The sequence below is a fragment of the Pseudoalteromonas sp. Of11M-6 genome, from assembly GCF_022347905.1.
Taxonomy (GTDB): domain Bacteria; phylum Pseudomonadota; class Gammaproteobacteria; order Enterobacterales; family Alteromonadaceae; genus Pseudoalteromonas.
The window spans coordinates 1-24684 of the sequence record NZ_JAKRFW010000004.1; the positions used below are offsets into that span (position 1 = coordinate 1).

Below are 24684 nucleotides of genomic sequence, written 5' to 3' on the forward strand. Positions count from 1 at the left end.
TTTATTGGATGAAGCACAGGAAGAGCTGTTACCTGAACTGGAAGAAGAATCCGATGAACAGGCCGACGATGAACTCGATGCTTTATTAGATGAAGTACAGGAAGAGCTGTTACCTGAACTGGAAGAAGAATCCGATGAACAGGCCGACGACGATCTCGATGCATTAGTTGACGAAACACCAGAAGATGGTTTGCCAGAGCTGGAAGAAGAATCTGATGAGCTGGCCGATGTTGAACTCGATACATTAGTTGAAGAAACACCAGAAGAAGCTTTGCCAGAGCTGGAAGAAGAATCCGATGAACTGGCCGACGACGATCTCGATGCATTAGTTGACGAAACACCAGAAGATGGTTTGCCAGAGCTGGAAGAGCAGATAACGAGCTTGATGCTTTATTAGATGAAGCACCAGAAGATGCTTTACCAAAGCTGGAAGAGGAACCTGACGAGCCTGAACTGGAGTCTAAACAGCTTTTAGCTGAGCCTGAGCAAACGGAGTCAGGACACTTGTCTGGTATGTTGGATGAAGAGGATGCTATTCCGGAATCATCTGAAGAACTGATGGAAGATACATTGCAGTCCGATCTAGCCAATGAAGCAGATTTTAGTGATGAGAATGTTCAAGCTGACGAAGACAGTGAATTTGAAGATCCTGACTTAAAAAGTGTTGATGAACTATTACAGGAGCTTCAAGCCGAAGAACAGTTTGAGTTGGATGCTGAACTTGAAGACGATTTTTCGGATGAAGAAGTTGAAATTGAGCTGGGAGATGATCCACTTAATGACGAAGTGGATTTACTGGCAGAAGAAGAGTTTCTTGACGAAGAAGATCTGCAACCAAGCGCAGAGCTAGAGAGTTACCCTGAGCTGGAACTTGGCGAAGAACTTGAAACTACTGACTCGCAAAGCGAAACCGAAAAAGCATTATCAGAAGCATTATCCAATGACGCTCAATTTGATATAGAGGACGGGCTTGATGACGATCTTCTCGACGATGAAATCTCTGGCTTTGATGAAGATGATTTGCCTGAATTTAGTGCGGATTTTGACGAAGATACCTTGCTTGAAAACGAACCTGAAGCACCAGTCGAAGCAGCAGAAAGTGATACGCTTGAGTCTGAACCTGAACTGGAAATCGAAGACGAGCTGCCAGAATTAACTGCAGATTTCGATGAAGAAACTTTGCTTGAAGACGAATCTGAAGCGCCGCTCGACGAAGCTGAAAGTGATGCGCTTGAGCCTGAACCTGAGCTTGAAATCGAAGACGAGCTGCCAGAGTTAACTGCAGATTTTGACGAAGAAACCTTGCCTGAAGGCGAGCCTGAAGCACCGCTCGACGAAGCTGAAAGTGATGCGCTTGAGTCTGAACCTGAGCTTGAAATCGAAGACGAGCTGCCAGAGTTAACTGCAGATTTTGATGAAGAGGCTTTGCTTGAAGACGAGCCAGAAGAAGCAGAAAGTAACACGCTTGAGTCTGAACCTGCACTTGAAATCGAAGACGAGCTGCCAGAGTCAACTACAGATTTTGACGAAGAAACTTTGCTTGAAGACGAACCTGAAGCACCAGTCGAAGCAGCAGAAAGTGACACGTTTGAGTCAGAACCTGAACTGGAAGTCGAAGGCGAGCCTGAAGCACCAGAAAGTGATACGCTTGAGTCTGAACTGGAAGTTGAAGACGAGCTGCCTGAATTAACTGCAGATTTTGACGAAGAGACTTTGCTTGCTGATGAGCCTGCAGCACCAGTCGAAGCTGCAGAAAGTGATACGCTTGAGTCTGAACCTGAACTGGAAGTTGAAGACGAGCTGCCGGAGTTAAACGCAGATTTTGACGAAGAAACCTTACTTGAAGACGAACCTGAAGCACCAGTCGAAGCAGCAGAAAGTGATACGCTTGAGTCTGAACCTGAACTGGAAGTTGAAGACGAGCTGCCAGAATTAAACGCAGATTTTGATGAAGAGGCTTTGCTTGAAGACGAATCTGAAGCGCCGCTCGACGAAGCTGAAAGTGATACGCTTGAGTCTGAACCTGAACTTGAAATCGAAGATGATCTGCCAGAGTTAAACGCAGATTTTGACGAAGAGACCTTGCTTGAAGACGAACCTGAAGCACCGGTCGAAGCTGCAGAAAATGATGAGCTTGAGTCTGAACCTGAGCTTGAAATCGAAGACGTGCTGCCAGAATTAAACGATGAAGATGACTTGGAAACTCTACTTTCTGAGCCACAAACTGAATCTGAATTACCAGAGGTCAATGAAGCCGAGATTGAAAAAGAATTTATGGCTGACTTTACCCAAGCAGACTTCGATGCTCTACTCAGCGAACTGGACGATCCCAGTGACTTTGACGCCGGAAATGCAGAAGATTTTGAAGTAGATTTCGATAGCTTGTTACAAGACGAATTGGTCGCAGGGGAAGCCCAAGCGTTACCAACGGACGCCGAAGGTACAGAAGACTACTTAGAAATTGAAGACCTACTTGAACAAAGCGACGATCTTGATAGCGATGTTGAACCTTACGTCGGTGCAAATATGGATGTTGGGCTTGGCGATTTTGAAGAGCTATTAGCGGGTGAAAATACCACGGATGTTGATTTAGAGGATGAAGGATTCGCCGCTAAATTAGATTTAGCGAAAGCTTATATCGAAATTCAAGATTATGATTCGGCGATATCAACGCTCAACGATGTTATTGAGAACGGTCCGGATTCGGTGCAAGCTGAGGCTAAGTCGCTTAAATCCAGTCTTACAGAGTCTTAATACTCACATCAACGATACCGACCAAACAAAGTAATTGCCTTGTTTGGCCGGTATCATCATCTACTTCTTAGCTTAAGCGCTTTAATTCACATCGCCAATGGCATAAAATGTCGTTTTTGTTATGGGTTGCGATAGAAAAAGTATGCGAGTAGCGTTAGGCATTGAATATAATGGTGCAAATTATAGTGGTTGGCAGAGGCAAAATCATGTCAGCAGTGTCCAAGAAGAAATAGAAAAAGCGCTATCGAATATCTGTAATCATCCCGTTGAGATAACTTGCGCGGGGCGCACTGATGCAGGGGTTCACGCAACGGGTCAACTCGTGCATTTTGACACGGATTCTGCTCGCGATATGAGCGCTTTTACATTAGGAATGAACTCTCAGCTTCCCGACGACATTGCGGTACGATTTGCTAAAGAAGTCGACCCTGAGTTCCATGCTCGTTTTTCTGCGACAGCTCGTCGATACCGCTACGTTATTTATAATCACACCTACAGGCCGGGTATTTTACGCAGTGGCGTAACGCATTTTCACCACGAGCTTGATGTTGAAAGAATGAAAGTTGCATGCCCTGTGATGATAGGGGAGCAAGATTTCACTTCTTTCAGGGCGGTACATTGTCAGTCTAATACGCCGTTTCGTAATATCCATCACTTAGAGGTGAAACGCATTGGCAAATATATTGTCATTGATATTAAAGCAAATGCGTTTTTGCATCATATGGTGCGCAATATTACAGGTTGTTTACTTGATATTGGTGTTGGCAAGCAAGAGCCTGAGTGGATGGCGGAGCTGCTTGTTGCAAAAGATCGCACGTTAGCAAGTGCTACGGCAAAACCTAACGGATTGTATTTAGTTGATGTGGACTATCCTGAACAATGGCAAATAGAAAAGATGCCGCTTGGGCCTTTATTCTTGCCTGAGGAATTAGTGTAACAGTCATATTTATGTAGTACCTTGTACTCTTAAGACCAGTTTTTTATATCACCTATAGCTAAATCATGATTTAATTGGGAAAAGATGTCTGTCTTTACTGACGGAACAGAATAAAGCACGATAGAGAGTTGCAAATGAGTTGGTTAGAAAAGATCTTACCTAAAACCACTAAATCTTCTGGTAAAAAAGAGATCCCAGAAGGGGTTTGGGCAAAGTGTACAGATTGTGATTCAATCCTATACAAAGCGGAATTAGAAAAGTCGTTAAACGTATGTCCTAAGTGTGATCATCACATGCGCATTACGGCACGTAAGCGCCTTGAAAGTTTTTTAGATGATGCAGATCGTCAAGAGCTTGGCACAGAGCATGAGCCACAAGACGTATTAAAGTTTAAAGACTCTAAAAAATATTCAGATCGTATCGTTCAAGCGCAAAAGGTAAGTGGTGAAAAAGACGCTTTAGTTGCAATGAAAGGCCGCGTAAAGGGTATTCCTGTTGCTGCTGTTGCTTTTGAGTTTTCCTTTATGGGTGGTTCAATGGCGTCGGTTGTTGGTGCGAGATTTGTTGATGCAGTTAACGTTTGTTTAGAACATAACATGCCGTTAATCTGTTTCTCTGCATCTGGTGGTGCACGTATGCAAGAAGCACTTATGTCATTGATGCAAATGGCAAAAACAAGTGCTGCATTGGCAAAAATGAGTGATAAAGGCTTGCCATTTATCTCTGTATTAACCGATCCAACTATGGGTGGTGTTTCTGCATCATTGGCAATGCTTGGTGATATCAATGTGGCAGAGCCAAAAGCACTTATCGGTTTTGCGGGTCCACGTGTTATCGAACAAACTGTACGTGAAACTCTACCTGATGGTTTCCAGCGCAGTGAGTTCTTATTAGAGCACGGTGCGATTGACATGATCGTCGACCGTCGTGAAATGCGCGATACGTTAGCGCGTATTTTGGCGAAGTTTATGGACTTGCCTTCCACTGAACAAGAGCATAGAGTAGCGTAAATTTTTCAAATTGAGCTACTCAACTTATGACGGTTAAACAGCCTAGCCAATCATCAAGCCTTGATGATTGGCTTTGTTATTTAGAAGCAATTCATCCAGCCACCATTGAAATGGGACTTGAGCGTGTAGCGCAAGTTGCCGAGCAAGCCGGATTACTTGAGCCTTTCAGTAAAATTATTCTAATTGGTGGAACCAATGGTAAAGGCACAACGGCCAGGTGCTTGGAGTCGTTGTTGCTCGCACAAGGGTTTTCGGTTGGCACCTACGCTTCACCACATTTAGTGCGCTACAACGAGCGTGTCCGAGTGAATGGGGCAGAGCTTGAAGATCAGTATCATATCAATGCATTTAAATTCCTCGATGACACCCGCAAAGACACTCAGCTGACCTATTTTGAGTTTGGTACGCTTGGCGCGTTAAGTATTTTCAAGCGCTGTAAGGTTGATTATATTTTGCTTGAAGTTGGTTTAGGCGGGCGGTTTGATGCGACGAATATAGTCTCGCCATTTGCCTCTGTTATCACGACTGTTGACTTAGATCATAAAGAGTATCTGGGTGATACCCGAGAGCTGGTAGGCTATGACAAAGCTGGCATTTTCCGCAGTGGTAAGCCTGCAATCGTTGGCGATTTAAATATTCCACATACGGTTACAGACTATGGCGACGAAATTGCGGCAGATATGGTGTTATCAAAGCGCGATTTTTATTTTACCCCGCTAGATTCTCAGTTTAGATGGCAATATCTTGATTTTGATTGGCACTTCGACAAACCAGCCATTCCAGCACAAAATGCTGCGACAGCGTTAACGGTATTAGCTAAACTTGAGTTGCTACCTAGCTATGATGCAGTGAAGACTTGTTTGGCAAATTTGCAAGTGGAAGGTCGCTTTCAGCGACTCAATACCACGCCGCTAGTCTATACAGATGTTGCTCATAATCCAGAGTCTGCAAGATATTTGGCAACTAAGTTACAAGAACTAAAGCAAAAAGGGTTTAAAATTCATGCCTTAGTCGCTATGCTTGCGGATAAAGATAAAGCCAGTGTGCTGAAAGAAGTCACCCAATATGTAGATAGCTGGAGTTTAGCTTCACTTTCAGGGCCTCGTGGAGAGCGTGCGGAAAACCTTAAACCTTTGCTTGACCCAAGTTGCAATGTCACCTTATTCGATAGCGTTACAGCAGCACTTGATACTCAGCTCGATACCCTTACGAGCGATCAGGCATTGGTGGTATTTGGCTCGTTCTTTACCGTTGCTGAGGCAATGGAATACTGGCGAAAATAACCAAAGAAGATTTAACGTTTAGTAGAGAGTAAAGTTGTGAACTCAGTATTTATAAATCGCCTTGTTGGAACGAGTATCGTCGTGGTTGCTGCGGTGATCTTTATTCCAAATATCCTTGATGGTGAAAAGGTCCACTACAAGGAAGGATTTCAAGCGATCCCTGAAAGACCTGAGTTCAAAACCATTGATCTCCAAGAAAAAGTGGATGCGCAAGCCAAGCTTGCGCCTGAGTTGCCCTCTGAGCCGTTGGAAGATATTCACGCCGATGATGCAAAACTAGAAGGCACGGAAGAGACAACGCTAGCCAACACGCCGCAATCAGATACGTCACCTACACACGTTGAGGCGAAACCCGTCGCAACGACCAACAAAGTTGAGGTGGCGAAATTAACGCGTCCAGAGAGTGCTAACTTTTCAAAAATGGCCTATGTCATTCAGCTTGGTAGCTTTTCGCATAAGTCGAACGTCGATGCACTGACGAAGAAGCTTGCTGACAATGGCTTTAAAACCTTTACAAAACCCGTTAAAACCCCTAATGGTACACTGACAAAAGTGTTTGTCGGACCAGACTTAAATAAAGCTGAACTTGAAGCTAAGTTACCAGAACTAAAGAAATTAACAAAGTTAAATGGTCGTTTGACACAATTTGAAGTGACAAAATGATCTGGCATTTAGATGCCAAACCTTTTAGAATGCGCCCCACATTAACGACTTATTGGTTACTATGATCTGGGTTGATTACGCCATTCTTGGTATTGTTGGTTTATCGACTATCTTTGGCTTGCTTCGAGGCTTTGTCAAAGAAGCGATGTCACTTGTCGTATGGATCGGCGCTTTTTTCATCTCTAGTATTTTTTACCAATATCTCGCAACCTTCCTAACATTCATTTCAGAACCCCTTTTAAGAAATGCAGCCGCAATAGCCATACTCTTTTTTGCGACCTTGATGTTAGGCGGGCTTGTTAATTATGTCTTGAGTGAACTGGTTCAAAGAACTGGGCTCTCAGGCACCGATAGGATCTTTGGGATTGTATTCGGTGGACTTCGAGGTGTGTTGGTCGTTAGCGCCTTACTCTTTTTCCTTGATGCGTTTACCAGTGCACCAGACACGCAGTGGTGGAAAACATCAAACTTAATTCCTGAATTTGGCTTTGTGATAGAGTGGTTTTTCTCCTATCTTGAACATAACTCGAGCTTTTTAGATTCAGTAAACCGTTAATCGGCGAGGAAATTTTTAATGTGTGGTATCGTTGGGATAGTCGGAACATCTCCTGTTAATCAGGCGATTTATGACGGCTTAACTGTTTTGCAACACCGCGGCCAAGATGCGGCTGGCATTATTACCATTGACAACAATACGTTTAGCTTACGAAAAGCTAACGGTCTAGTGAAAGACGTATTTCATACAAGACATATGAAACGCCTACAGGGCAACATTGGTCTTGGTCATGTACGTTATCCTACTGCTGGCTCTTCAAGCTCAGCAGAAGCTCAACCTTTCTACGTAAACTCTCCATTTGGTATTGCCCTTGCGCACAACGGCAACTTAACCAATGCAGAAAAATTAAAAGAGCGTTTGTTTACTCAAGCGCGTCGCCACGTTAATACTACGTCTGATTCAGAGATCCTGCTGAACATCTTAGCACACGAGCTTGGCAAAACAGACAAGATGAAATTAGACGCGGAAGACATGTTTACGGCAGTAACTGAGGTTGTGTCTATTGTTTCTGGTGGTTACGCGAGTATCGCGATGATCATCGGCCATGGTATTTTGGCATTTAGAGACCCTCATGGTATTCGTCCGCTTGTGTTCGGTAAGAAAGAAACTGAGCGTGGCATGGAATACATGTTCGCTTCGGAGAGTGTTGCATTGGCAACAGATGGCTTTGAGTTTGTGCGAGATGTTGCACCTGGTGAAGCTATTTACGTAACCGAAAAAGGTGAGTTTTTCTCTCAGATCTGCGCTGCTAAAACGACGCTTGCACCTTGTATCTTCGAGTTTGTATATTTTGCTCGCCCAGATTCAAACATAGATAAAATGTCTGTTTATGCGACTCGCGTGAATATGGGTACCAAGCTCGGTGAGAAAATCGCGACAGAGTGGGGCGACAAAGATATCGACGTGGTTATCCCAATCCCTGAAACATCATGTGATATCGCACTTGAAATTGCTTCCGTGCTAGGGCTTCCTTATCGCCAAGGGTTTGTTAAGAACCGCTACATTGGCCGTACTTTCATTATGCCTGGCCAAGAGCTGCGTAAGAAGTCTGTACGTCGTAAACTTAACGCGATTGACAGAGAATTCGCTGGTAAGAACGTGCTACTTGTCGATGATTCGATTGTGCGAGGCACAACATCAGCGCAAATCGTTGAAATGGCGCGTGAAGCGGGTGCGAAGAACGTGTACTTTGCATCAGCAGCACCAGAGGTAAGATTCCCGAACGTATATGGCATCGATATGCCTTCTGCATCAGAGCTAATCGCTCATGGTCGTGAAGTGGAAGATATCAATGCGAGTATTGGCTCGGACGGTTTGATCTACCAATCCCTAAGCGATTTGATTGCAGCCGTTGGTCAAGAAAATCCAGAGATCGTTCGCTTTGAGACTTCGGTATTTGATGGTCAATACATCACAGGTGACGTTGACCAGAACTACCTCAACCATATTGATGAGCTACGCAACGATTCGGCAAAGTCTAATCGTGAAGCCGCGATGTCTGCAAGCCTTGAGCTACACAATCAAGAAGCGGAAAACGCCGAAAGCGACTAAACTAGTTGATGATGTGAATAAGCATTATGATAAAAAACCCAAGTTTAACTTGGGTTTTTTATTTAATTTTAACTCAGACAACAGCCTAAAATTGATAGACTAGGCCAACATAAGCGAGGTCACTGGTGTCTCTGTCTAGCAAAGGGCTATTGGCAATAACATCATCGAGTTTAGTTCGAGTTATCCCACCAACCAGACTGAGTTGTGTTTTTATCTGATAATGCGCAGTCAACCCTGCGGAATAATTCACAGCGTCATCAGCAGTTAAGTAGCGGAATCGGCCTCGGCTAATATCGATATTTTCACCAGTTATTCCATAGATATAATTAACATAATCAGACTGCTGCCATTCTACATTACCTACTGCCGAGATTTTAAATCCTCGACCATCGTTGTAAAGTGGGATTGATACCGAAAAAGTAGCCGTGGTCGAATCTGAATTATCGGAGATATCACTATGGCCAGCTAGCGTAAACCACAGGTAGGTGACGCCATAGTTAACCGTGACATCGCCATCCGGCGCGTCATATCCGTCAAAAATCTTATCTTCAGACTTTGCGTCTCGGAATACACCGTCATAGCCATCTTGACGATAGCCCAACCCAGAGTAGACAGATAAATCTTCAGTAATAGGAAAGCGGTAACCAATTAGGCTATCTTTGTTGATAAACCAATTTCCTTTTTGAATATCTATAATGGGAATTGAGATAAACTCACTGTCAATGCCTTTCCATGGCAAATCTGCAGCCGCGGCTCCTCCCCCTAAACGAACCTGCCATTCGTTAGATTTCGGCTCAATGGCATGACTAAAAGAAGCAAAGGTTAAAGTGAAGACGGCAGCAGACGTGAGTGCTGACTTGATTAGATACATACAGAATTCCTTTCGTAAGTTAAAAATTGCGAGAATTTAGAATGTAAGAAGTTTGTTACAAGACTTGGGAAAGTGCTGTTAGAAAGTGTAATAAATTGTCGGGAAACGTTGTTTGAAGTGTTATCTGTTTAAGAAATCGTTGTTGTCTTACATCCCTAATCTACTCGCCACTTCAAAAGGGTTTTTATAAAGTAGCGAGCAGATAGGTGTGTATAAGATTTAACTGGATTGAGTGAGATCAGAATCTGTTAGTAATACAGTTAGTCCATCAACCAGCTCAAATAGCTCAGGCTCGATATCACTGAGTGGTTTTTCTTGTTTTAATCCTGTTTCAATGATCTCAGCCAATTTCTTTAGGGTTGGTACGCCAGTATAACAGCAGGCACCGTGGAATTTATGAACTACTTTGAGCAGCGTCGGGAGATCCTCTGCGTCTTGTGCAGACTCCAACTGCTGCAACGTTTCGGGCACGCTAGAAAGCAGCATATTGAGCATTTCCAATGCTAAATCAGGTTTATTACCCGCTCGCTGTAATGCTAATCCCCAATCTAACATTTGGCTATTAAATGGCGGCACGCTGTGCTGATGACTCTCAATATTTTTTTGTCTCGCTACTGGTGAAGACGCGCTATGGTCGCAAATAATTTGCTTGAGCATATCTTCATCTATGGGTTTAGTCATATAGTTACTAAAGCCATCTTTAAGCAGTTGCTCTTTTTCGCCAGCAAGCGCATGTGCGGTGACGGCGATGATAGGAGTATCCTCATTTAAGGACGACTCTCTTATGCTCCTACAGGCGCTTATACCATCCATTATGGGCATTTGAATATCCATAAATATCAGGTCGTATTTTCTTGATTTACATAAACTGACTGCTTGAGCACCATTATGCGCTGTATCTATTGCCTCTACTTGTTCATCTAACAATGTGCATATCAACTTCAAGTTAGCATCGTTATCGTCTGCAACCAGCACTTTAAGTGGCAGACTTGTGGCTTCGATTTCATTGGCACTCATGTCTGGATGGTCTAAACGATAAGGTGCTGCAAGCATTTCGCATAGTTTTCTGTGGTTAAGTGGCTTGCTTAAACAAGCGTCAGCTCCACTGCCAATAAGTGCCTCACGCATATTATGTGAGACGGTATTAACCATCAAATATAGGTAGTCTGCGGATCCGCGAGCTTGCTTGATGTAACTCTTAACGGTTTGCATTTGGTCGACGCTTGCCATAGATCCAATTAAACAGATATCGTAATTAAAATCTTGGCCTAAGGCAGTATCAAACTCTTCTTCGGTAAGGCAGCGAGTGACTTGCATTTCCCACGCTTGTAGTTGAGCTATTACCGCATAATGAGTATGCTCTTGTGGTTCAAAGTAGAGCACGCGTTTATTTTCAAGCGGCTTGCTTGGTAAGTTGTCGTTGTATAGGCGGTTTGGTAATGCAAAGACCGCGTTAAATGAGAAACAGGTGCCATTTCCTGGTGCTGAGTTAAGAGTGATACGACCATTCATCGCCTCAACAATATGCTTAGTGATGATAAGACCTAGACCTGTGCCACCAAATTTACGGGTAATACTAGTATCGGCTTGAGCAAACGGCGTAAATAGTGCGTCTTGCTTATCCTGAGCAATACCGACCCCGGTATCGCTGACAGACACTAGCAACGAGGACTGAGATTCATCCATCAGACGGTGGTTAATATCCACTTTGACTGAGCCTTTTTCCGTGAACTTGATGGCATTACTGATCAGATTGGTCAATACCTGTTTAAATCGCGTAGGATCGCCAATTAAGTTGTCGGGCACTTGGCGATTAACAGAAATGGAAAACTCCAACTGCTTTTCGTGAGCGCTTGGCGCTAATAAGGTCATGACCTCATTGACGGCGTCGCGTAATTCAAACTGGATATTCTCCAGCTCCATAGCACCAGCTTCTAGCTTTGAAAAATCCAAGATGTCACTAATGATGGTAAGCAGGCTATTTGCAGATAGCTCTATGGTATCTAAATAATCTTTTTGGTGTTTATTTAATGGTGTTTTATAAAGTTGACGGGTAAAGCCTATAACACCATTGAGCGGCGTTCTAAGTTCATGACTCATCTTAGCCAAGAAATCCGACTTTACGCGGTTAGCATCTTGTGCCTCTTTTTTGGCAATATTGAGCTGAATATTCTGCGTTTCATACTGCTCTAGGGTTTCACGATAATCACTAGTTGCCTGGTCAATGTGCTTTTGCATTTCGTCTTTTTGATTTGCCATCTTTCTGCCAATAACGATCAAGCCTTGGCGCAAAAGCTCAAATTCACCCCGCATCGGCTCATTGATTGCGATGTCTTGTTTACCTTCGTTGAGCTTGTCTGTGGCTAAAATCAAATTGGCAATTGGTTTGGTTAGCATACGTGACAATCGCATGGCCAACATAACACTAAGTAAAAAGGAGAAAATAATAACAATGGCACTCAAAATCAGCGCGCGTTGCTGCGATATCAACGCTTGGTCTTTACTGATCTCTACAACTAAAATCGCCAGCGTAGCCGGCTCTGCACTGTGCCAATCGGTTTTTTTTGCTAAATGGTTTTTAACTGGTGAATAAAACACAAAGGTATTTTTTAGTGTAGTGACTTCGGTGGTTTGTAGCTTTTGCACTTCACCAAAATAATGTAATTTATCGAATTCACTATGATAATTACTGGTAAGAATAAGCTGATTTTGGCTATCAAACAGCGCGATGCTTTTTACCAGTGGTGCATGTTTATTGTGTGCCTGGCTTAAAATGCGGTGTAAGTGCGCTTTATCTTGTTTTTCTATTGGGTATTCTACTGACATGGCAAGTGAATCTGCAATGCGATTTCCCTGACTTATCAGAATTTCCTCAAGCTCTACGTAGCGATTTATAGTAAAATAACCACCAAGTAGCAAGCCAACCAAAAGGGTTGGCAAAAGAGTGAGTAGTAAAATACTGTCACGCAGGTTTAATTTTGTCATAGGGTCAAAAAAGTGCAGAGAAATCTGTAACTAAGATTATCTTTTACCGACGTGATAAGCAAACAAATGAGGAACCCAATGGCACAGATTTTTCGTGCTAAGAAAGCTGCTAAGCCGTCAAAGCAAATAGAATTAAGCATAGAGTCAATGGATCATCAGGGGCGAGGTGTTGCTCGCCATGAAGGTAAGGTCTGTTTTGTGGCTGGTGCCTTGACTGGTGAGCGAGTGAGAGCACAGGTTGTACAGGCAAAGTCTAAACTGTTGGAAGCGAAGGTGATCAAAGTACTTAATGCCTCCAAAGAGCGTGTTAAACCGTTTTGCCCGCATTACCAGCAGTGCGGTGGTTGTAGCTTGCAGCATCAAAGTATTGATGGTCAGCTCAATGAAAAGCAACATGCAGTCGAAAAACTTTTTGCGCGTTTTGCCAACATTGAGCACTTACCTTGGCAAGCGCCGATCACCTCTATGGCGCTTCATTATCGCCGTGCAGCTCGTTTGGCATGCATTTTTGATAAACAAAGCAAAAGCGTCAAGTTAGGCTTTAGAGCAAGTCAGTCGAAGCAGATTATCGAAATAGCGCAGTGTGACGTATTGGTGTCGCCTTTTGATCGTATTGTTAACACGCTAAGTTTGCTAGCACAGTCGCTAAGTGAGTTTAGACTAATCAGTCATATTCAGCTTTGTCAGGCTGACAACTATAACTATGTGTTGTGTCGTCATACAAAGCCACTGTCCGCTTCGACTCGCGAAACGCTACAAAACGAGCTGGAAAATTGTCAGGTACTGTTTGACGATGGCGAGACGCCAGTTGTGTATTCCCAGTTGCCGCACTATCACCTTGGTGAATTTGACTTAACACTTGAATTTAAATTGAACAACTTTATTCAAGTGAATCAATCGGTAAATGAAGCAATGCTGCGCCAAGCGACAGACTGGCTACAGCTGAATAACGATGAAAGTGTCCTCGACCTTTTCTGTGGGGTGGGAAATTTCTCTTTGGTGCTCGCAAAACAAGCAAAAAATGTGATTGGGGTAGAAGGTGAAGCGCAATCGGTTGCAATGGCTCAGCAAAATGCGCAAACTAATAAAATCAGTAATGTTCAGTTTCACTGTTTTGATCTAACCCAGTCGATTGCAGAGGCTGCTTGGTTCGACGCAAATCTGGATGTATTAGTACTGGACCCTTCAAGGCCGGGGGCGCTTGAGGTACTGCAGCAATTACCTTTGACGCAGTTTACCCGTATTTTATACGTGTCATGCGACCCAGTTACACTGGCGCGCGATTCTTTGGTGATAGCGCAGGCAGGCTTTGAAATAGAGAAGCTTGGCTTAATGAATATGTTTGTCCACACGGGACATATCGAAACCATGGCGCTGTTTAAAAAGCAGTGTAAATAGCCTGAGCTATGAGGCCGTTATTGCCCGAGCATTAGGCTAGATAATTTACCCGAAAATGAGGCGGGTAAGTAATTTTAAGGAGGTATCAAAACATGGTTGCTACTCGGCAGTCGCATCAAACCACTTTGCCACTGGAGTTTGATGCGCGACTCACTATCTTAAACTTGTCAGAGGATCAAAGGGACTGGCTGCAAAAGGCCTATGAACTTTGTCCCGCGGATGAGTCAACGGAACATCTCAATAATGCCATCGAAATGGTAGAGATCCTTGCAGACTTAAATTTTGATAGCGAATCTTTAGCAACTGCGTTTTTAACTCCTTATTTTGTTGCTGGAAAGTTGTCCCTTGAGCAAGTAGAGGAAGCGCTTGGCAAAAATATCTCACTGCTTTTAAGAGGGGTGGAGAATATGGACACTATTAGTACGTTGGCACACCAAAGCTCCGGTAAGGTACAAGTCGACAACATCCGCCGTATGTTACTCGCTATGGTGGAAGATGTGCGCGCTGTAGTGATTAAGCTTGCTGAGCAAATCTGCCATTTACGTGCGGTTAAGAAAGCATCTGAAGAAGAAAGAGTCGTTGCTGCAAAAGCGGCTGCCAATATTTTTGCACCACTTGCGAACCGTTTGGGGATTGGCCAATTAAAATGGGAACTTGAAGATCTCTCTTTCCGTTATTTGCACCCGGATACGTATAAGTCTATTGCCAAGAAGCTTTCTGATAAACGCCTAGACCGCGAAGCTTATATGGAAAATATGGTTAATTCGGTGGCACAAAAACTTGCGGATGCAGGCATTAAAGCGCAGGTCTACGGTCGCCCTAAGCATATTTATAGCATTTATAAAAAAATGGCGCAGAAAAGCTATGAATTCGAACAGTTGTTCGACATTCGAGCTATGCGTGTGGTGGTAGATGAAATTCAAGATTGCTACGCCGCGTTGGGCATTGTGCACACCAGTTGGCGGCATTTAAACAAAGAGTTTGACGACTATATTGCTACGCCTAAGCAAAACGGCTATCAGTCTATCCACACCGTGGTATTTGGTCCTGAGGGCAAAACGGTAGAAATCCAAATCCGTACTGAGGCCATGCATCGAGATGCAGAGCTTGGGGTGGCGGCTCATTGGATGTACAAAGAAGGTGCATTGCCGGGCAGAAACTCAGGATACGAGCAAAAAATTAGCTGGCTACGCAAACTGTTGCAGTGGCAAGAAGAAGTGGTAGATGGCAGCGAAATAGCAGATGAGCTGAAGAATCAGGTTGTCGAAGACCGTGTTTATGTATTCACGCCCAAGGGCGATATCTTTGATTTGCCACTAGGCTCGACGCCACTCGACTTCGCTTACTACATTCATTCTAATGTTGGACATCGCTGCATTGGTGCAAAAGTGTTTGGTAAAATAGTGCCTTTCACTTACACATTGCGCACAGGCGATCAGGTAGAGATTCTTACCCAGAAAAATGCTTCACCAAGTCGAGATTGGTTAAACCCGTCGCTGGGATATATTCATTCTTCAAGAGCGCGCAGTAAGATCCATCACTGGTTTAAGCAGCAAGATAGAGACAAAAATCTTCAAGCGGGTAAGGAAATTTTAGATAGTCATCTGCAAAAACTAGATATTACCTATAAAGATTTAGAACCCGCGATTGACCGCTTTAACTTTAAAGAACTCGACGATTTAATGGTGGCGATTGGTGCCGGTGATATTCGTATCAATCAATTCCTGAACTACGTGCAAGATAAACCTGAGGATACACCTAAGTTAAAAATCTCCTCGCCAAAACACACTAAAGGCGACAAAAATGCAGTGGTCGTTGATGGGGTAGGCAGCTTAATGAGTCATATGGCGAAATGCTGTGAGCCAGTACCGGGCGATGAAATTGTGGGTTACATCACGCAAGGGCGAGGTATTGCCGTGCATCGCTCTGATTGTGAGTCGTTTGCTCATATTACGGATATACATCCAGAGCGTGAGATTGCAGTCAGTTGGTCAGAGGATGTTAAAGCGTCGTACGCCATTACATTAAAAATTGAAGCGCACGACCGCCAAGGGTTGATCCGAGACATTAGCGCTGTGCTTGCCAATGAAAAAGTCAATGTGCTCAATATGAATGTACAAACCCAAGACGATAAAAACGTGGCGGTATTTATGATGAAGGTAGAGGTGGATGACCTTTCTGCTATGCATCGCTTGCTGACTAAATTGATGCAAATCGAAGGTGTTTTTGATGCCAAACGACTCTAAGCCTTCGGCAACAATGGGGATAGAGCAGCTGCTAGAGATTATGTCGCAGCTACGCGACCCAAGCACTGGATGCGACTGGGATAAGAAGCAAACCTTTAAAACCATTGTCCCTTATACGTTAGAAGAAGCACACGAAGTTGCCGATGCTATCGAGCAAGGCGACTTTGTTCACTTAAAAGAAGAGTTGGGGGACTTGCTGTTCCAAGTGATTTTTTATGCTCAGCTTGGAAAAGAGCAGGGGTTGTTTGATTTTGCTGACATAGTGCAAACTCTCAATGACAAATTAGTGAGACGCCATCCTCATGTATTTGAAAAGCAGGAAAGCTTAAGCGAAGCAGAGCTTGAGCAGCAATGGCACGCCATTAAACAGCAAGAAAAACAGGCAAAAAAACAAGGGGCGTTCGCGGCAGATATTCCAAGCAGCTTGCCTGCATTATCAAAAGCCTACAAAATTCAAAAGCAAGCAGCCAAACTCGGATTTGACTGGCCAAGTTATCACGGCGCGTGGGATAAAGTACAAGAGGAAATAGCAGAGGTGAGCGAGGCGCTGCAAGTTGATCCACGCTCTGAACATACAGCGGAAGAGGTGGGCGACTTGTTGTTTGCAACTGTGAATGTGAGCCGGCATATAAAACGAGATCCGGAGCAGCTGCTACGTCAAGCCAATGAGAAATTTAAAAATCGCTTTGTGCAAGTCGAAGCCGTTTTGAATGAGTCCTCACTATCACTTAAAGATGCGAGCTTGGAGGAGATGGATGGTGCTTGGGAGACAGTGAAACGTCGTCAACGCAGTAAAAACAGAGACTGATTTTACGGTTTGTTCGTTATTTTAAACGACCTCCTGATAAAATATATTACCGTGCTAAGTCATTTTTAGCTGGAATGACTTAGGTGCTTTTGCTATACTATCGCCCCGTCTTGATTCTTATTTAAATTCCAATTTTCCTGAAATTTCTAGGGTTCGCATGAGTACAAAATTTATCTTCGTAACGGGCGGAGTAGTATCCTCCTTGGGTAAAGGTATTGCAGCTGCTTCTTTAGCCGCTATTTTAGAAGCACGTGGCTTGAAAGTAACGATTCTAAAGCTGGATCCTTACATCAATGTTGACCCTGGGACCATGAGCCCTATCCAACACGGTGAAGTATTCGTAACCGAAGACGGCGCGGAAACCGACCTTGATCTTGGTCACTACGAGCGTTTTATTCGCACAAAAATGACCAAGCGTAATAACTTTACACAAGGCCGTGTATTTGAAGACGTGTTGCGCAAAGAGCGTAGAGGTGAGTACTTAGGTGCCACTATTCAGGTTATTCCTCACATCACAAACGACATCAAGCGTCGCGTGCTTGAAGGCGCGGAAGGCCATGATGTTGCTATCGTAGAGATCGGTGGTACGGTTGGTGATATCGAGTCACAACCTTTCCTAGAAGCAATTCGTCAGCTAGGCACAGAGCTTGGTCGTGAGAGCGCTTTGTTTATGCATTTGACGCTAGTGCCTTTCTTAGGCCCTGCGGGTGAAGTGAAAACTAAGCCAACCCAGCACTCTGTGAAAGAGCTTCGTTCAATCGGTATTCAACCTGATATTTTGATCTGTCGTTCAGATCGTAAATTACCAGCGAACGAGCGCGCGAAGATTGCACTATTCACTAACGTGGAAGAAAAAGCAGTTATCTCGCTACAAGACGTAGACAGTATTTATAAGATCCCTGCGCTATTGAAGTCGCAAGAGCTTGATAACATCATTTGTCGTCGTTTCTACCTTGAGCGTCCGGAAGCGGATTTATCTGAGTGGGAACAAGTACTTTATCAAGAGTCAAATCCTACTGGTGAAGTGACAATTGGTATGGTTGGTAAATACATCGAATTACCGGACGCATATAAATCAGTTAACGAAGCATTGAAGCATGCTGGTTTGAAAAACCGTTTAACGGTGAATATTGAATATGTTGACTCTCAAGATATCGAGAGCAAAGGCACTGAGTTACTTGAACACCTTGATGCTATCTTAGTACCAGGTGGCTTTGGTAACCGTGGCGTTGAAGGTAAGATCTTAGCTGCAAAATATGCACGTGAAAACAAAGTACCATACCTAGGCATTTGTTTAGGGATGCAAGTTGCGTTAATCGAGTATGCGCGTAACGTTGCAGGTCTGACTGGTGCTAACTCAACTGAATTTGATCTTGAAAGCCCACACCCAGTAGTTGGTCTGATCACTGAGTGGTTAGATGCAGACGGTAAGATTGAAGTACGTGACCACGATTCTGATCTTGGTGGCACTATGCGTCTTGGCGCGCAGCTTTGCCACTTAAAAGAGGGCTCTAAGGTGCGTGAAGTATACGGTAATGCCGAAATCGTTGAGCGTCACCGTCACCGCTACGAAGTAAACAACAACTATGTTGCTGAGCTTGAAAAAGCGGGTCTGCAATTTACTGGTCTGTCAGAAGACAAGAAACTAGTTGAGATTATCGAGAATAAAGATCACCCTTGGTTTATCGCGGCTCAGTTCCACCCTGAGTTCACGTCAACGCCTCGTGATGGTCACCCGTTATTTGAAGGCTTTGTTGCGGCGGCATACAGCCACCAAAAAGCATCTTCGTAATAAGAAAAAGCCGTGCTCTTGCACGGCTTTTTTGTTGCAGAAAGTTTTGCAATAGGCGCTAAGAGTAGTGTTTATCGCCAAACTTTTTCTTATCTGCCGGCGCGTCAATGTGATACGTGTAAATTCTTCACTTTGCGAAGCAACAGAGATAAGGCAAACTTTAAAGCGGGTTTATTGACCCTGAATTCGCCTGCGACAGAAGCAGTGCAACACACACCACTTTGGGAATAAGAGGAATCAAGATGTCAAAAATCGTTAGAGTGATTGGCCGTGAAGTTATGGACTCACGCGGTAACCCAACAGTAGAAGCGGACGTACACCTAGAGTCAGGTGCATGCGGCCGTGCATGTGCGCCATCAGGTGCATCTACGGGTACCCGTGAAGCACTAGAGCTACGTGATGGTGATAAGTCTCGTTACTTAGGTAAAGGTGTATTAACAGCGGTAAACTACGTAAATAACGAAATCGCGGCAGCACTTGAAGGTCAAAACGCGCTAGAACAACGTGCAATCGACCAAATTATGTTGGACTTAGACGGCACTGAAAACAAAGAAAAACTAGGTGCGAATGCCATCCTTGCGGTATCTCTAGCAACAGCAAAAGCAGCTGCACAAGACAAAGGCGTGGCGCTATACGAGCATATCGCAGACATCAACGGCACAGCAGGTCAGTACTCAATGCCAGTTCCGATGATGAACATTATCAATGGTGGTGAGCACGCGGATAACAACGTTGATATTCAAGAGTTTATGGTTCAGCCTGTTGGTGCAAAGAGCTTCCGTGAAGCACTACGTATGGGTGCTGAAATCTTCCATAGCTTGAAAAACGTACTTAAGTCACGTGGCCTGAACACTGCTGTTGGTGATGAAGGTGGTTTTGCTCCAGACCTTAAGTCAAATGAAGAAGCGCTAGAAGTGATTGTTGAAGCGGTTGCAGCAGCTGGCTACGAAATGAACAAAGACGTAACACTAGCACTTGACTGTGCAGCGTCTGAGTTTTATGTCGATGGCAAGTATGACCTAAAGGGCGAAGGTAAAACATTCGACTCGGAAGGTTTTGCAGGCTTCTTGGCCGATCTTGCAGCACGTTACCCAATTGTATCAATCGAAGATGGCCTAGACGAAAGCGACTGGGCTGGCTGGAAAGTCCTAACAGATAAAATCGGCGATAAAGTTCAGCTAGTGGGTGATGATCTTTTTGTTACTAACACTAAGATTTTAAAGCGTGGTATTGAAGAAAGCATTGGTAACTCAATCTTGATTAAATTCAACCAGATTGGTTCACTGTCTGAAACGCTTGATGCCATCAAAATGGCGCAAGATGCTGGCTTTACTGCCGTTATTTCACACCGCTCTGGTGAAACTGAAGACGCAACCATTGCTGATTTAGCAGTGGCGACAGCGGCAGGTCAAATTAAGACAGGTTCACTTTGTCGTTCGGATCGTGTAGCTAAGTACAACCAGTTACTACGTATTGAAGAAGCGCTAGGTGAAAAAGCGGTATACAAAGGCCGTAGTGAAATCAAAGGTCAGTAATTAGCATTACTTGATGTGTTGTAAAAACGCCAGTTTAGTTACTGGCGTTTTTGTTCCTAGCGTTCATCACCAAACTTCACAATGTCCTTGGCCATATCGGAATGTCCAACAGACTTGAAGTGAATTACAAGTATCATCCATCGTTGCTGCTCCATTACCTCCAGCAACAGCTGGTGTCATCTTGGTCACAAGTATTTTGTTCACACTAAGTTCTTTAATCGATTTTTTGTTGAACTTTAATTTCATTGTCGTTTCCTTCTATAAAAAATATAAATGTTAACCAAATCCATACAAGATGTTGGTTGTGTTACATTTGTACTTTTTGTATAAAAAGTCAACAGGTGTTTTTAAGCACCAAACTCTTGCGCTAATATCGATTGAGTGAAATTGATTTTCAAATAAAAACCTCTTGGCAAAGTTTGCACTATTTTACCGTTAGGCCCAATTGCATCGGTGAGCGCTTTGGCATTTGCCGCTTTTGGCCTTATCTGCATGATTTCTCCAAGATGCCCTGAGATTTCCTCTACATGGCCCGTAGCGATTAACTCGATTTGCTCTTCCCAGTCTCTTCGTAACAATTGTTCTTGATGCGCGTCTGGCTGCCATAAGAAGCCGTGTCCAATAACCCTATCTATTAAAGGAATTTCTCGCTCGGCTAATATGGGTAGCCAAAGAACGTGAGCTAATTTCTTTTTAACACTCGACGCTTCCCATGTTAATCCTGTTAACTGAGTCAGCGGCACGACAGAAACATAGGTGGTCTCTAGCGGTTTGCCTTGATAGCTTATGGGCAAAGTCTTGAGTTCAACGCCAATATGCTCAAAATCAGGCACAGGCTTTGAGCCCGCGGTGGCACCTAAGGCCGCTTCTATGAGTTGTCCTACCCAGCCTTTCTCTTTGAGCAAGTCTTGTGGTGTTTTAAACGAGAGCTGATGAGCGAGTTCACCTAATGTTAAACCGGCTATGTTTTCAACACGCTGCATAAGTTCGCCCACAGAGCGTGGTGGTGTAACTGATGGCAAGCGATACTCCTGAGTCTATCCCCTAAAAACACGATTATAAAAGAAATCATGTGGTGAAGTAAGTTGGTTGTTTTGTACTCAACTTAAGTGTGGTTTGTTATTTCAACATATGGTTAAAGTAATAACTTTATTATCTATATGATAAATATGAAATTATTTTTATTTTGCTACAGTCAGAGCGGCTTGGAAATCTTATGGCTTTGGATAAATACAAGACTATAAACATAATTATCCACAGAATATGTGGAAAACCTGAGGTTTGAAGTGTGTAATTGTGGATTTGTTCGTAATTTGAACTGAAAAACACTTAGTTATGCACAAGTTGTGGGTAACTTGAGAGTATGCTGAGATAATTTAGGTATAGAATGGAATTAAATTTGCCGTGGCGCGGGAGTTGTGGAACAATCATTAAAAATCGACTTATAAATGAGGCACTAAGGTGATTGATGCCGAAGGGTTTCGTGCCAATGTCGGAATAGTGATTTGTAATAATCAGGGGCAGGTTTTTTGGGCCCGTCGTTACGGACAACACTCTTGGCAATTTCCTCAAGGCGGAATAGATCAAGGGGAAACACCTGAGCAAACGATGTATCGTGAACTTCATGAAGAAGTTGGACTTAGGCCAGAAGATGTTGAAATAGTAGCAAGTTCTAAACATTGGTTACGTTACAAACTACCAAAAAGGTTAATTAGACGAGATTCAAGCCCAGTCTGTATCGGGCAAAAGCAGAAATGGTTTTTATTGAAACTTAGGTGTAAAGATGAAGACGTAGACTTATTACGTACGCATCACCCTGAGTTCGATGATTGGCGCTGGGTTAGCTATTGGTATCCAGTACGTCAAGTTGTATCGTTTAAGCGTGATGTCTATCGTCGAGTGATGAAGGAATTCGCTCCGTTTGCGATGCCATTTGGTAAACGTGAACAGCAAGGGCAAAAGGATTTCTGGCGCACAAAACGATAAAAATAGGAGCAGCAGGTGTTAGCAACGTTAAGATCGATTGCTGAGTCAGTGGCACAGCAAAGTGACCTACAAAGCGCGTTAAATTGCTTTGTTACTATGGTCAAAGATGCCATGCACACTGAATGCTGCTCAGTTTATTTTGCCGATTACAGTCAAGATAACTTTATCCTGATGGCAACGGATGGCTTAAACCCTGAAGCAATCGGAAAATTCCGCATGGGATTTACCGAAGGCCTAGTCGGTCTTGTTGCCCAGCGTGAAGAGCCAATTAACGTTGCCCACGCCCAATCACACCCAAGATTCAAACTGTCACCTGAGGTCAATGAAGAAGGCTACAATGCTTTCTTATCAGTACCTGTTGTACACCAGCGTAAAGTGCTTGGAGTTATTGTGGTGCAGCAAAAGATTGCTCGTGTATTTAGCCATGATGAAGAGTCCTTTCTTATTACGCTTTCAGCGCAATTGGCTTCACAGCTTGCCAACACCGAGATCCAAACTTTACTTCAACAAGATGCAAGCAGTCACAGAACCTCAGTGTTAAAAGGGGTATCAAGTGCTCCAGGTATTGCCTTAGGCGATGGTTATGTGGTGTTACCCCATATTGATTTTGCGAGTATTGAACCACAGCATAGTGACAATATTCAGCAGCAAATTCAGCTGTTTCATCAAGCGGTGGCCGCGACTCGGCAAGAATTCCATATTTTAGCCAAAACTCTGAGTGATGATATTCCAAAAGAAGCGGTAGCTGTGTTTGAGGTTTATCAGCAACTTTTGGATGCCAAGAGTTTAGGTAAACAAGTAGAGTCTGAAATACAACAAGGCTGGAACGCGAAAACAGCGCTAAAGCTTGTTATCGAAAAGCTTGTGGCTCAGTTTGATATGATGAGCGACCCTTATATCAAAGAGCGTGCGATTGATGTTAATGATATTGGCCTGCGCGTGCTCCAGCATTTAGTCTCAACTGAACAAGCTGTTAAACACTATCCAGATAATACGATTCTAATCGCCCATACTTTGACTCCAACTATGTTAGCGCAAGTACCAAAAGAAAAGCTCAAAGGGGTAGTCAGTGTGCATGGCTCGGCCAACTCTCACGCCTCCATTCTCACTCGCGCGATGGGCGTCCCTGCTATTTGGGGGATAGAAGACATTCCATTATTACAGTTTGATGGTAAGTCTATGATCATGGATGCGTATTCTGGACGGCTTTATATTTCGCCTTCGCAAATGTTGGTCAATGAGTACGTTGAAATCAAACGTAAAGACAACATTCTGCATGATAAGTTTGAAGCGGAACATGATTTGCCGCCTATTACACTCGATGGTGAGCGTATAAATTTACTCTTAAATGCTGGGCTTGATCTATCGACCGAGACATTAAGCGCGAGTTATTGCGATGGCGTTGGTCTTTATCGAACTGAGTCTTGGTTTATGCAAAAAGGCCAATTCCCAACACAATCGGAGCAAGAAGTCTGGTATCGCGAGGTGCTATCACGTTATCACCCTGAGCCCGTAGTGATGCGGACTTTAGATATCGGTGGCGACAAAATTCTAGATTACTTTGATATCAAAGAAGAAAACCCATTTTTAGGATGGCGGGGCATTCGTGTATCGCTGGATCACCCCGAGCTTTTCTTGGATCAAATCAAAGCGATGATCAAAGCAAACGCAGGTCTTGGCAACTTACAGATCATGTTGCCTATGGTGGGTCATAGTGAGGAAATAGATGAAGCGATGGCACTCATTGAGCAGGCTTGTTTTGAGCTGCAAGACGAATGGGCTGATCCTTTTTATACCATCGACCGACCTGAAATCGGCGTGATGCTCGAAGTACCGTCTAGCGTGTACTTGTTACCTGAGTGGTCGAAAAAAATTGATTTTTGCTCTGTGGGCAGTAACGATTTGACGCAGTATTTATTAGCCGTTGATAGAACCAACGCGCAAGTAGCGGATCTTTTTGACCCTTATCACCCCAGTGTATTACGAGTGTTAAACCAGATTGCACAGCAGTGTGAATTACACGAGCTGCCTTTTAGCCTGTGTGGAGAATTAGGCGGTGAGCCTGAGGGAGCAATCTTGCTTATTGCAATGGGGTATCGCCGTTTGAGTATGAATATTTCATCACTGAACAAAGTAAAATGGGTGTTACGTAGACTGAGAGTAACGGATATGGAAGCTTTACTTGAAAATTGTTTAGCACAGCCGTCATCTAAGCAAGTGCGCCGAATTATTAAAGAATTTATGATAGAACATCATTTTGCAGAATTACTCTATACCAGCCACCAAGCAAAGGGTGCTTCTTAAGGCTA

The 24684-nt window shown here is 43.7% G+C and carries 19 protein-coding genes; 15 read left to right on the forward strand and 4 right to left on the reverse strand.

The genetic code is table 11. The features are described 5' to 3' along the window. The 8 genes from MHN32_RS03175 to purF form a co-directional block, all read left to right on the forward strand. Window positions 1-397, forward strand: a 397-nt coding sequence (locus MHN32_RS03175; RefSeq protein ID WP_239420865.1) for a hypothetical protein, incomplete at its 5' end; no start/stop codon positions are given. A 116-nt stretch (window positions 398-513) separates the two neighbouring features. Next, window positions 514-2754, forward strand: coding sequence for a FimV/HubP family polar landmark protein (locus tag MHN32_RS03180; RefSeq protein ID WP_239420938.1), 2241 nt, complete (start codon window positions 514-516; stop codon window positions 2752-2754). A 142-nt stretch (window positions 2755-2896) separates the two neighbouring features. Next, window positions 2897-3691 carry a tRNA pseudouridine(38-40) synthase TruA gene (gene truA / locus MHN32_RS03185; RefSeq protein WP_010606270.1) on the forward strand — a complete coding sequence of 265 codons (795 nt, stop codon included), beginning with the start codon at window positions 2897-2899 and terminating at the stop codon, window positions 3689-3691. A 134-nt stretch (window positions 3692-3825) separates the two neighbouring features. Next, on the forward strand, window positions 3826-4701 hold the full coding sequence (accD, locus tag MHN32_RS03190) for an acetyl-CoA carboxylase, carboxyltransferase subunit beta (protein WP_010606271.1): 876 nt from the start codon (window positions 3826-3828) through the stop codon (window positions 4699-4701). Between the two features lie 26 nt (window positions 4702-4727). Then, window positions 4728-5984, forward strand: coding sequence for a bifunctional tetrahydrofolate synthase/dihydrofolate synthase (gene folC, locus MHN32_RS03195; RefSeq protein ID WP_010606272.1), 1257 nt, complete (start codon window positions 4728-4730; stop codon window positions 5982-5984). A gap of 36 nt (window positions 5985-6020) precedes the next feature. Further along, window positions 6021-6647: an SPOR domain-containing protein gene (locus tag MHN32_RS03200; protein WP_239420866.1), complete on the forward strand. Its 627-nt coding sequence runs from the start codon at window positions 6021-6023 to the stop codon at window positions 6645-6647. A 61-nt stretch (window positions 6648-6708) separates the two neighbouring features. Then, the gene (locus MHN32_RS03205; protein WP_010369359.1) at window positions 6709-7203 is read left to right on the forward strand and encodes a CvpA family protein; all 495 of its coding nucleotides are present in this window, start codon (window positions 6709-6711) and stop codon (window positions 7201-7203) included. Window positions 7204-7221: 18 nt separating this feature from the next. Then, complete coding sequence (purF, locus tag MHN32_RS03210; protein ID WP_239420867.1) at window positions 7222-8754, forward strand: amidophosphoribosyltransferase; 1533 nt, start codon at window positions 7222-7224, stop codon at window positions 8752-8754. A gap of 85 nt (window positions 8755-8839) precedes the next feature. Here the strand turns inward: purF and MHN32_RS03215 are convergent, their stop codons facing one another. Continuing rightward, on the reverse strand, window positions 8840-9625 hold the full coding sequence (locus MHN32_RS03215) for a MipA/OmpV family protein (protein ID WP_010606275.1): 786 nt from the start codon (window positions 9623-9625) through the stop codon (window positions 8840-8842). Between the two features lie 219 nt (window positions 9626-9844). Then, the gene (barA, locus tag MHN32_RS03220; RefSeq protein ID WP_102056438.1) at window positions 9845-12610 is read right to left on the reverse strand and encodes a two-component sensor histidine kinase BarA; all 2766 of its coding nucleotides are present in this window, start codon (window positions 12608-12610) and stop codon (window positions 9845-9847) included. A 78-nt stretch (window positions 12611-12688) separates the two neighbouring features. Here barA and rlmD point away from each other — a divergent pair, with 78 nt between their 5' ends. The 5 genes from rlmD (at window position 12689) to eno (ending at window position 20389) form a co-directional block, all read left to right on the forward strand. Further along, window positions 12689-14008 (forward strand): 23S rRNA (uracil(1939)-C(5))-methyltransferase RlmD, encoded by a 1320-nt coding sequence (gene rlmD, locus MHN32_RS03225; protein WP_102056439.1) that lies wholly within the window; start codon window positions 12689-12691, stop codon window positions 14006-14008. A 92-nt stretch (window positions 14009-14100) separates the two neighbouring features. Then, entirely contained in the window at window positions 14101-16254 is a 2154-nt protein-coding gene (gene relA, locus MHN32_RS03230) for a GTP diphosphokinase (RefSeq protein WP_239420868.1), read from the forward strand. Beyond that, entirely contained in the window at window positions 16238-17062 is an 825-nt protein-coding gene (gene mazG, locus MHN32_RS03235) for a nucleoside triphosphate pyrophosphohydrolase (RefSeq protein ID WP_239420869.1), read from the forward strand. Before relA ends, mazG begins: the two co-directional genes overlap by 17 nt. 157 nt (window positions 17063-17219) lie before the next feature. After that, a complete protein-coding gene (locus MHN32_RS03240) occupies window positions 17220-18854 on the forward strand; it encodes a CTP synthase (RefSeq protein WP_010369341.1) in 1635 nt (544 codons plus the stop codon). Between the two features lie 242 nt (window positions 18855-19096). Continuing rightward, on the forward strand, window positions 19097-20389 hold the full coding sequence (eno, locus tag MHN32_RS03245; RefSeq protein WP_239420870.1) for a phosphopyruvate hydratase: 1293 nt from the start codon (window positions 19097-19099) through the stop codon (window positions 20387-20389). A gap of 66 nt (window positions 20390-20455) precedes the next feature. Here the strand turns inward: eno and MHN32_RS03250 are convergent, their stop codons facing one another. Together MHN32_RS03250 and mutH are read right to left on the reverse strand one after the other, a co-directional pair. Continuing rightward, window positions 20456-20635 carry a hypothetical protein gene (locus MHN32_RS03250; RefSeq protein ID WP_102056442.1) on the reverse strand — a complete coding sequence of 60 codons (180 nt, stop codon included), beginning with the start codon at window positions 20633-20635 and terminating at the stop codon, window positions 20456-20458. 101 nt (window positions 20636-20736) lie between these two features. Further along, the gene (gene mutH / locus MHN32_RS03255) at window positions 20737-21411 is read right to left on the reverse strand and encodes a DNA mismatch repair endonuclease MutH (RefSeq protein ID WP_275440160.1); all 675 of its coding nucleotides are present in this window, start codon (window positions 21409-21411) and stop codon (window positions 20737-20739) included. Window positions 21412-21850: 439 nt separating this feature from the next. Between mutH and rppH the strand changes: the two genes are divergently transcribed. Together rppH and ptsP are read left to right on the forward strand one after the other, a co-directional pair. After that, complete coding sequence (gene rppH / locus MHN32_RS03260; protein WP_010369331.1) at window positions 21851-22375, forward strand: RNA pyrophosphohydrolase; 525 nt, start codon at window positions 21851-21853, stop codon at window positions 22373-22375. A 15-nt stretch (window positions 22376-22390) separates the two neighbouring features. Next, window positions 22391-24679: a phosphoenolpyruvate--protein phosphotransferase gene (ptsP, locus tag MHN32_RS03265; RefSeq protein WP_017218101.1), complete on the forward strand. Its 2289-nt coding sequence runs from the start codon at window positions 22391-22393 to the stop codon at window positions 24677-24679. Window positions 24680-24684: the final 5 nt, after the last annotated feature.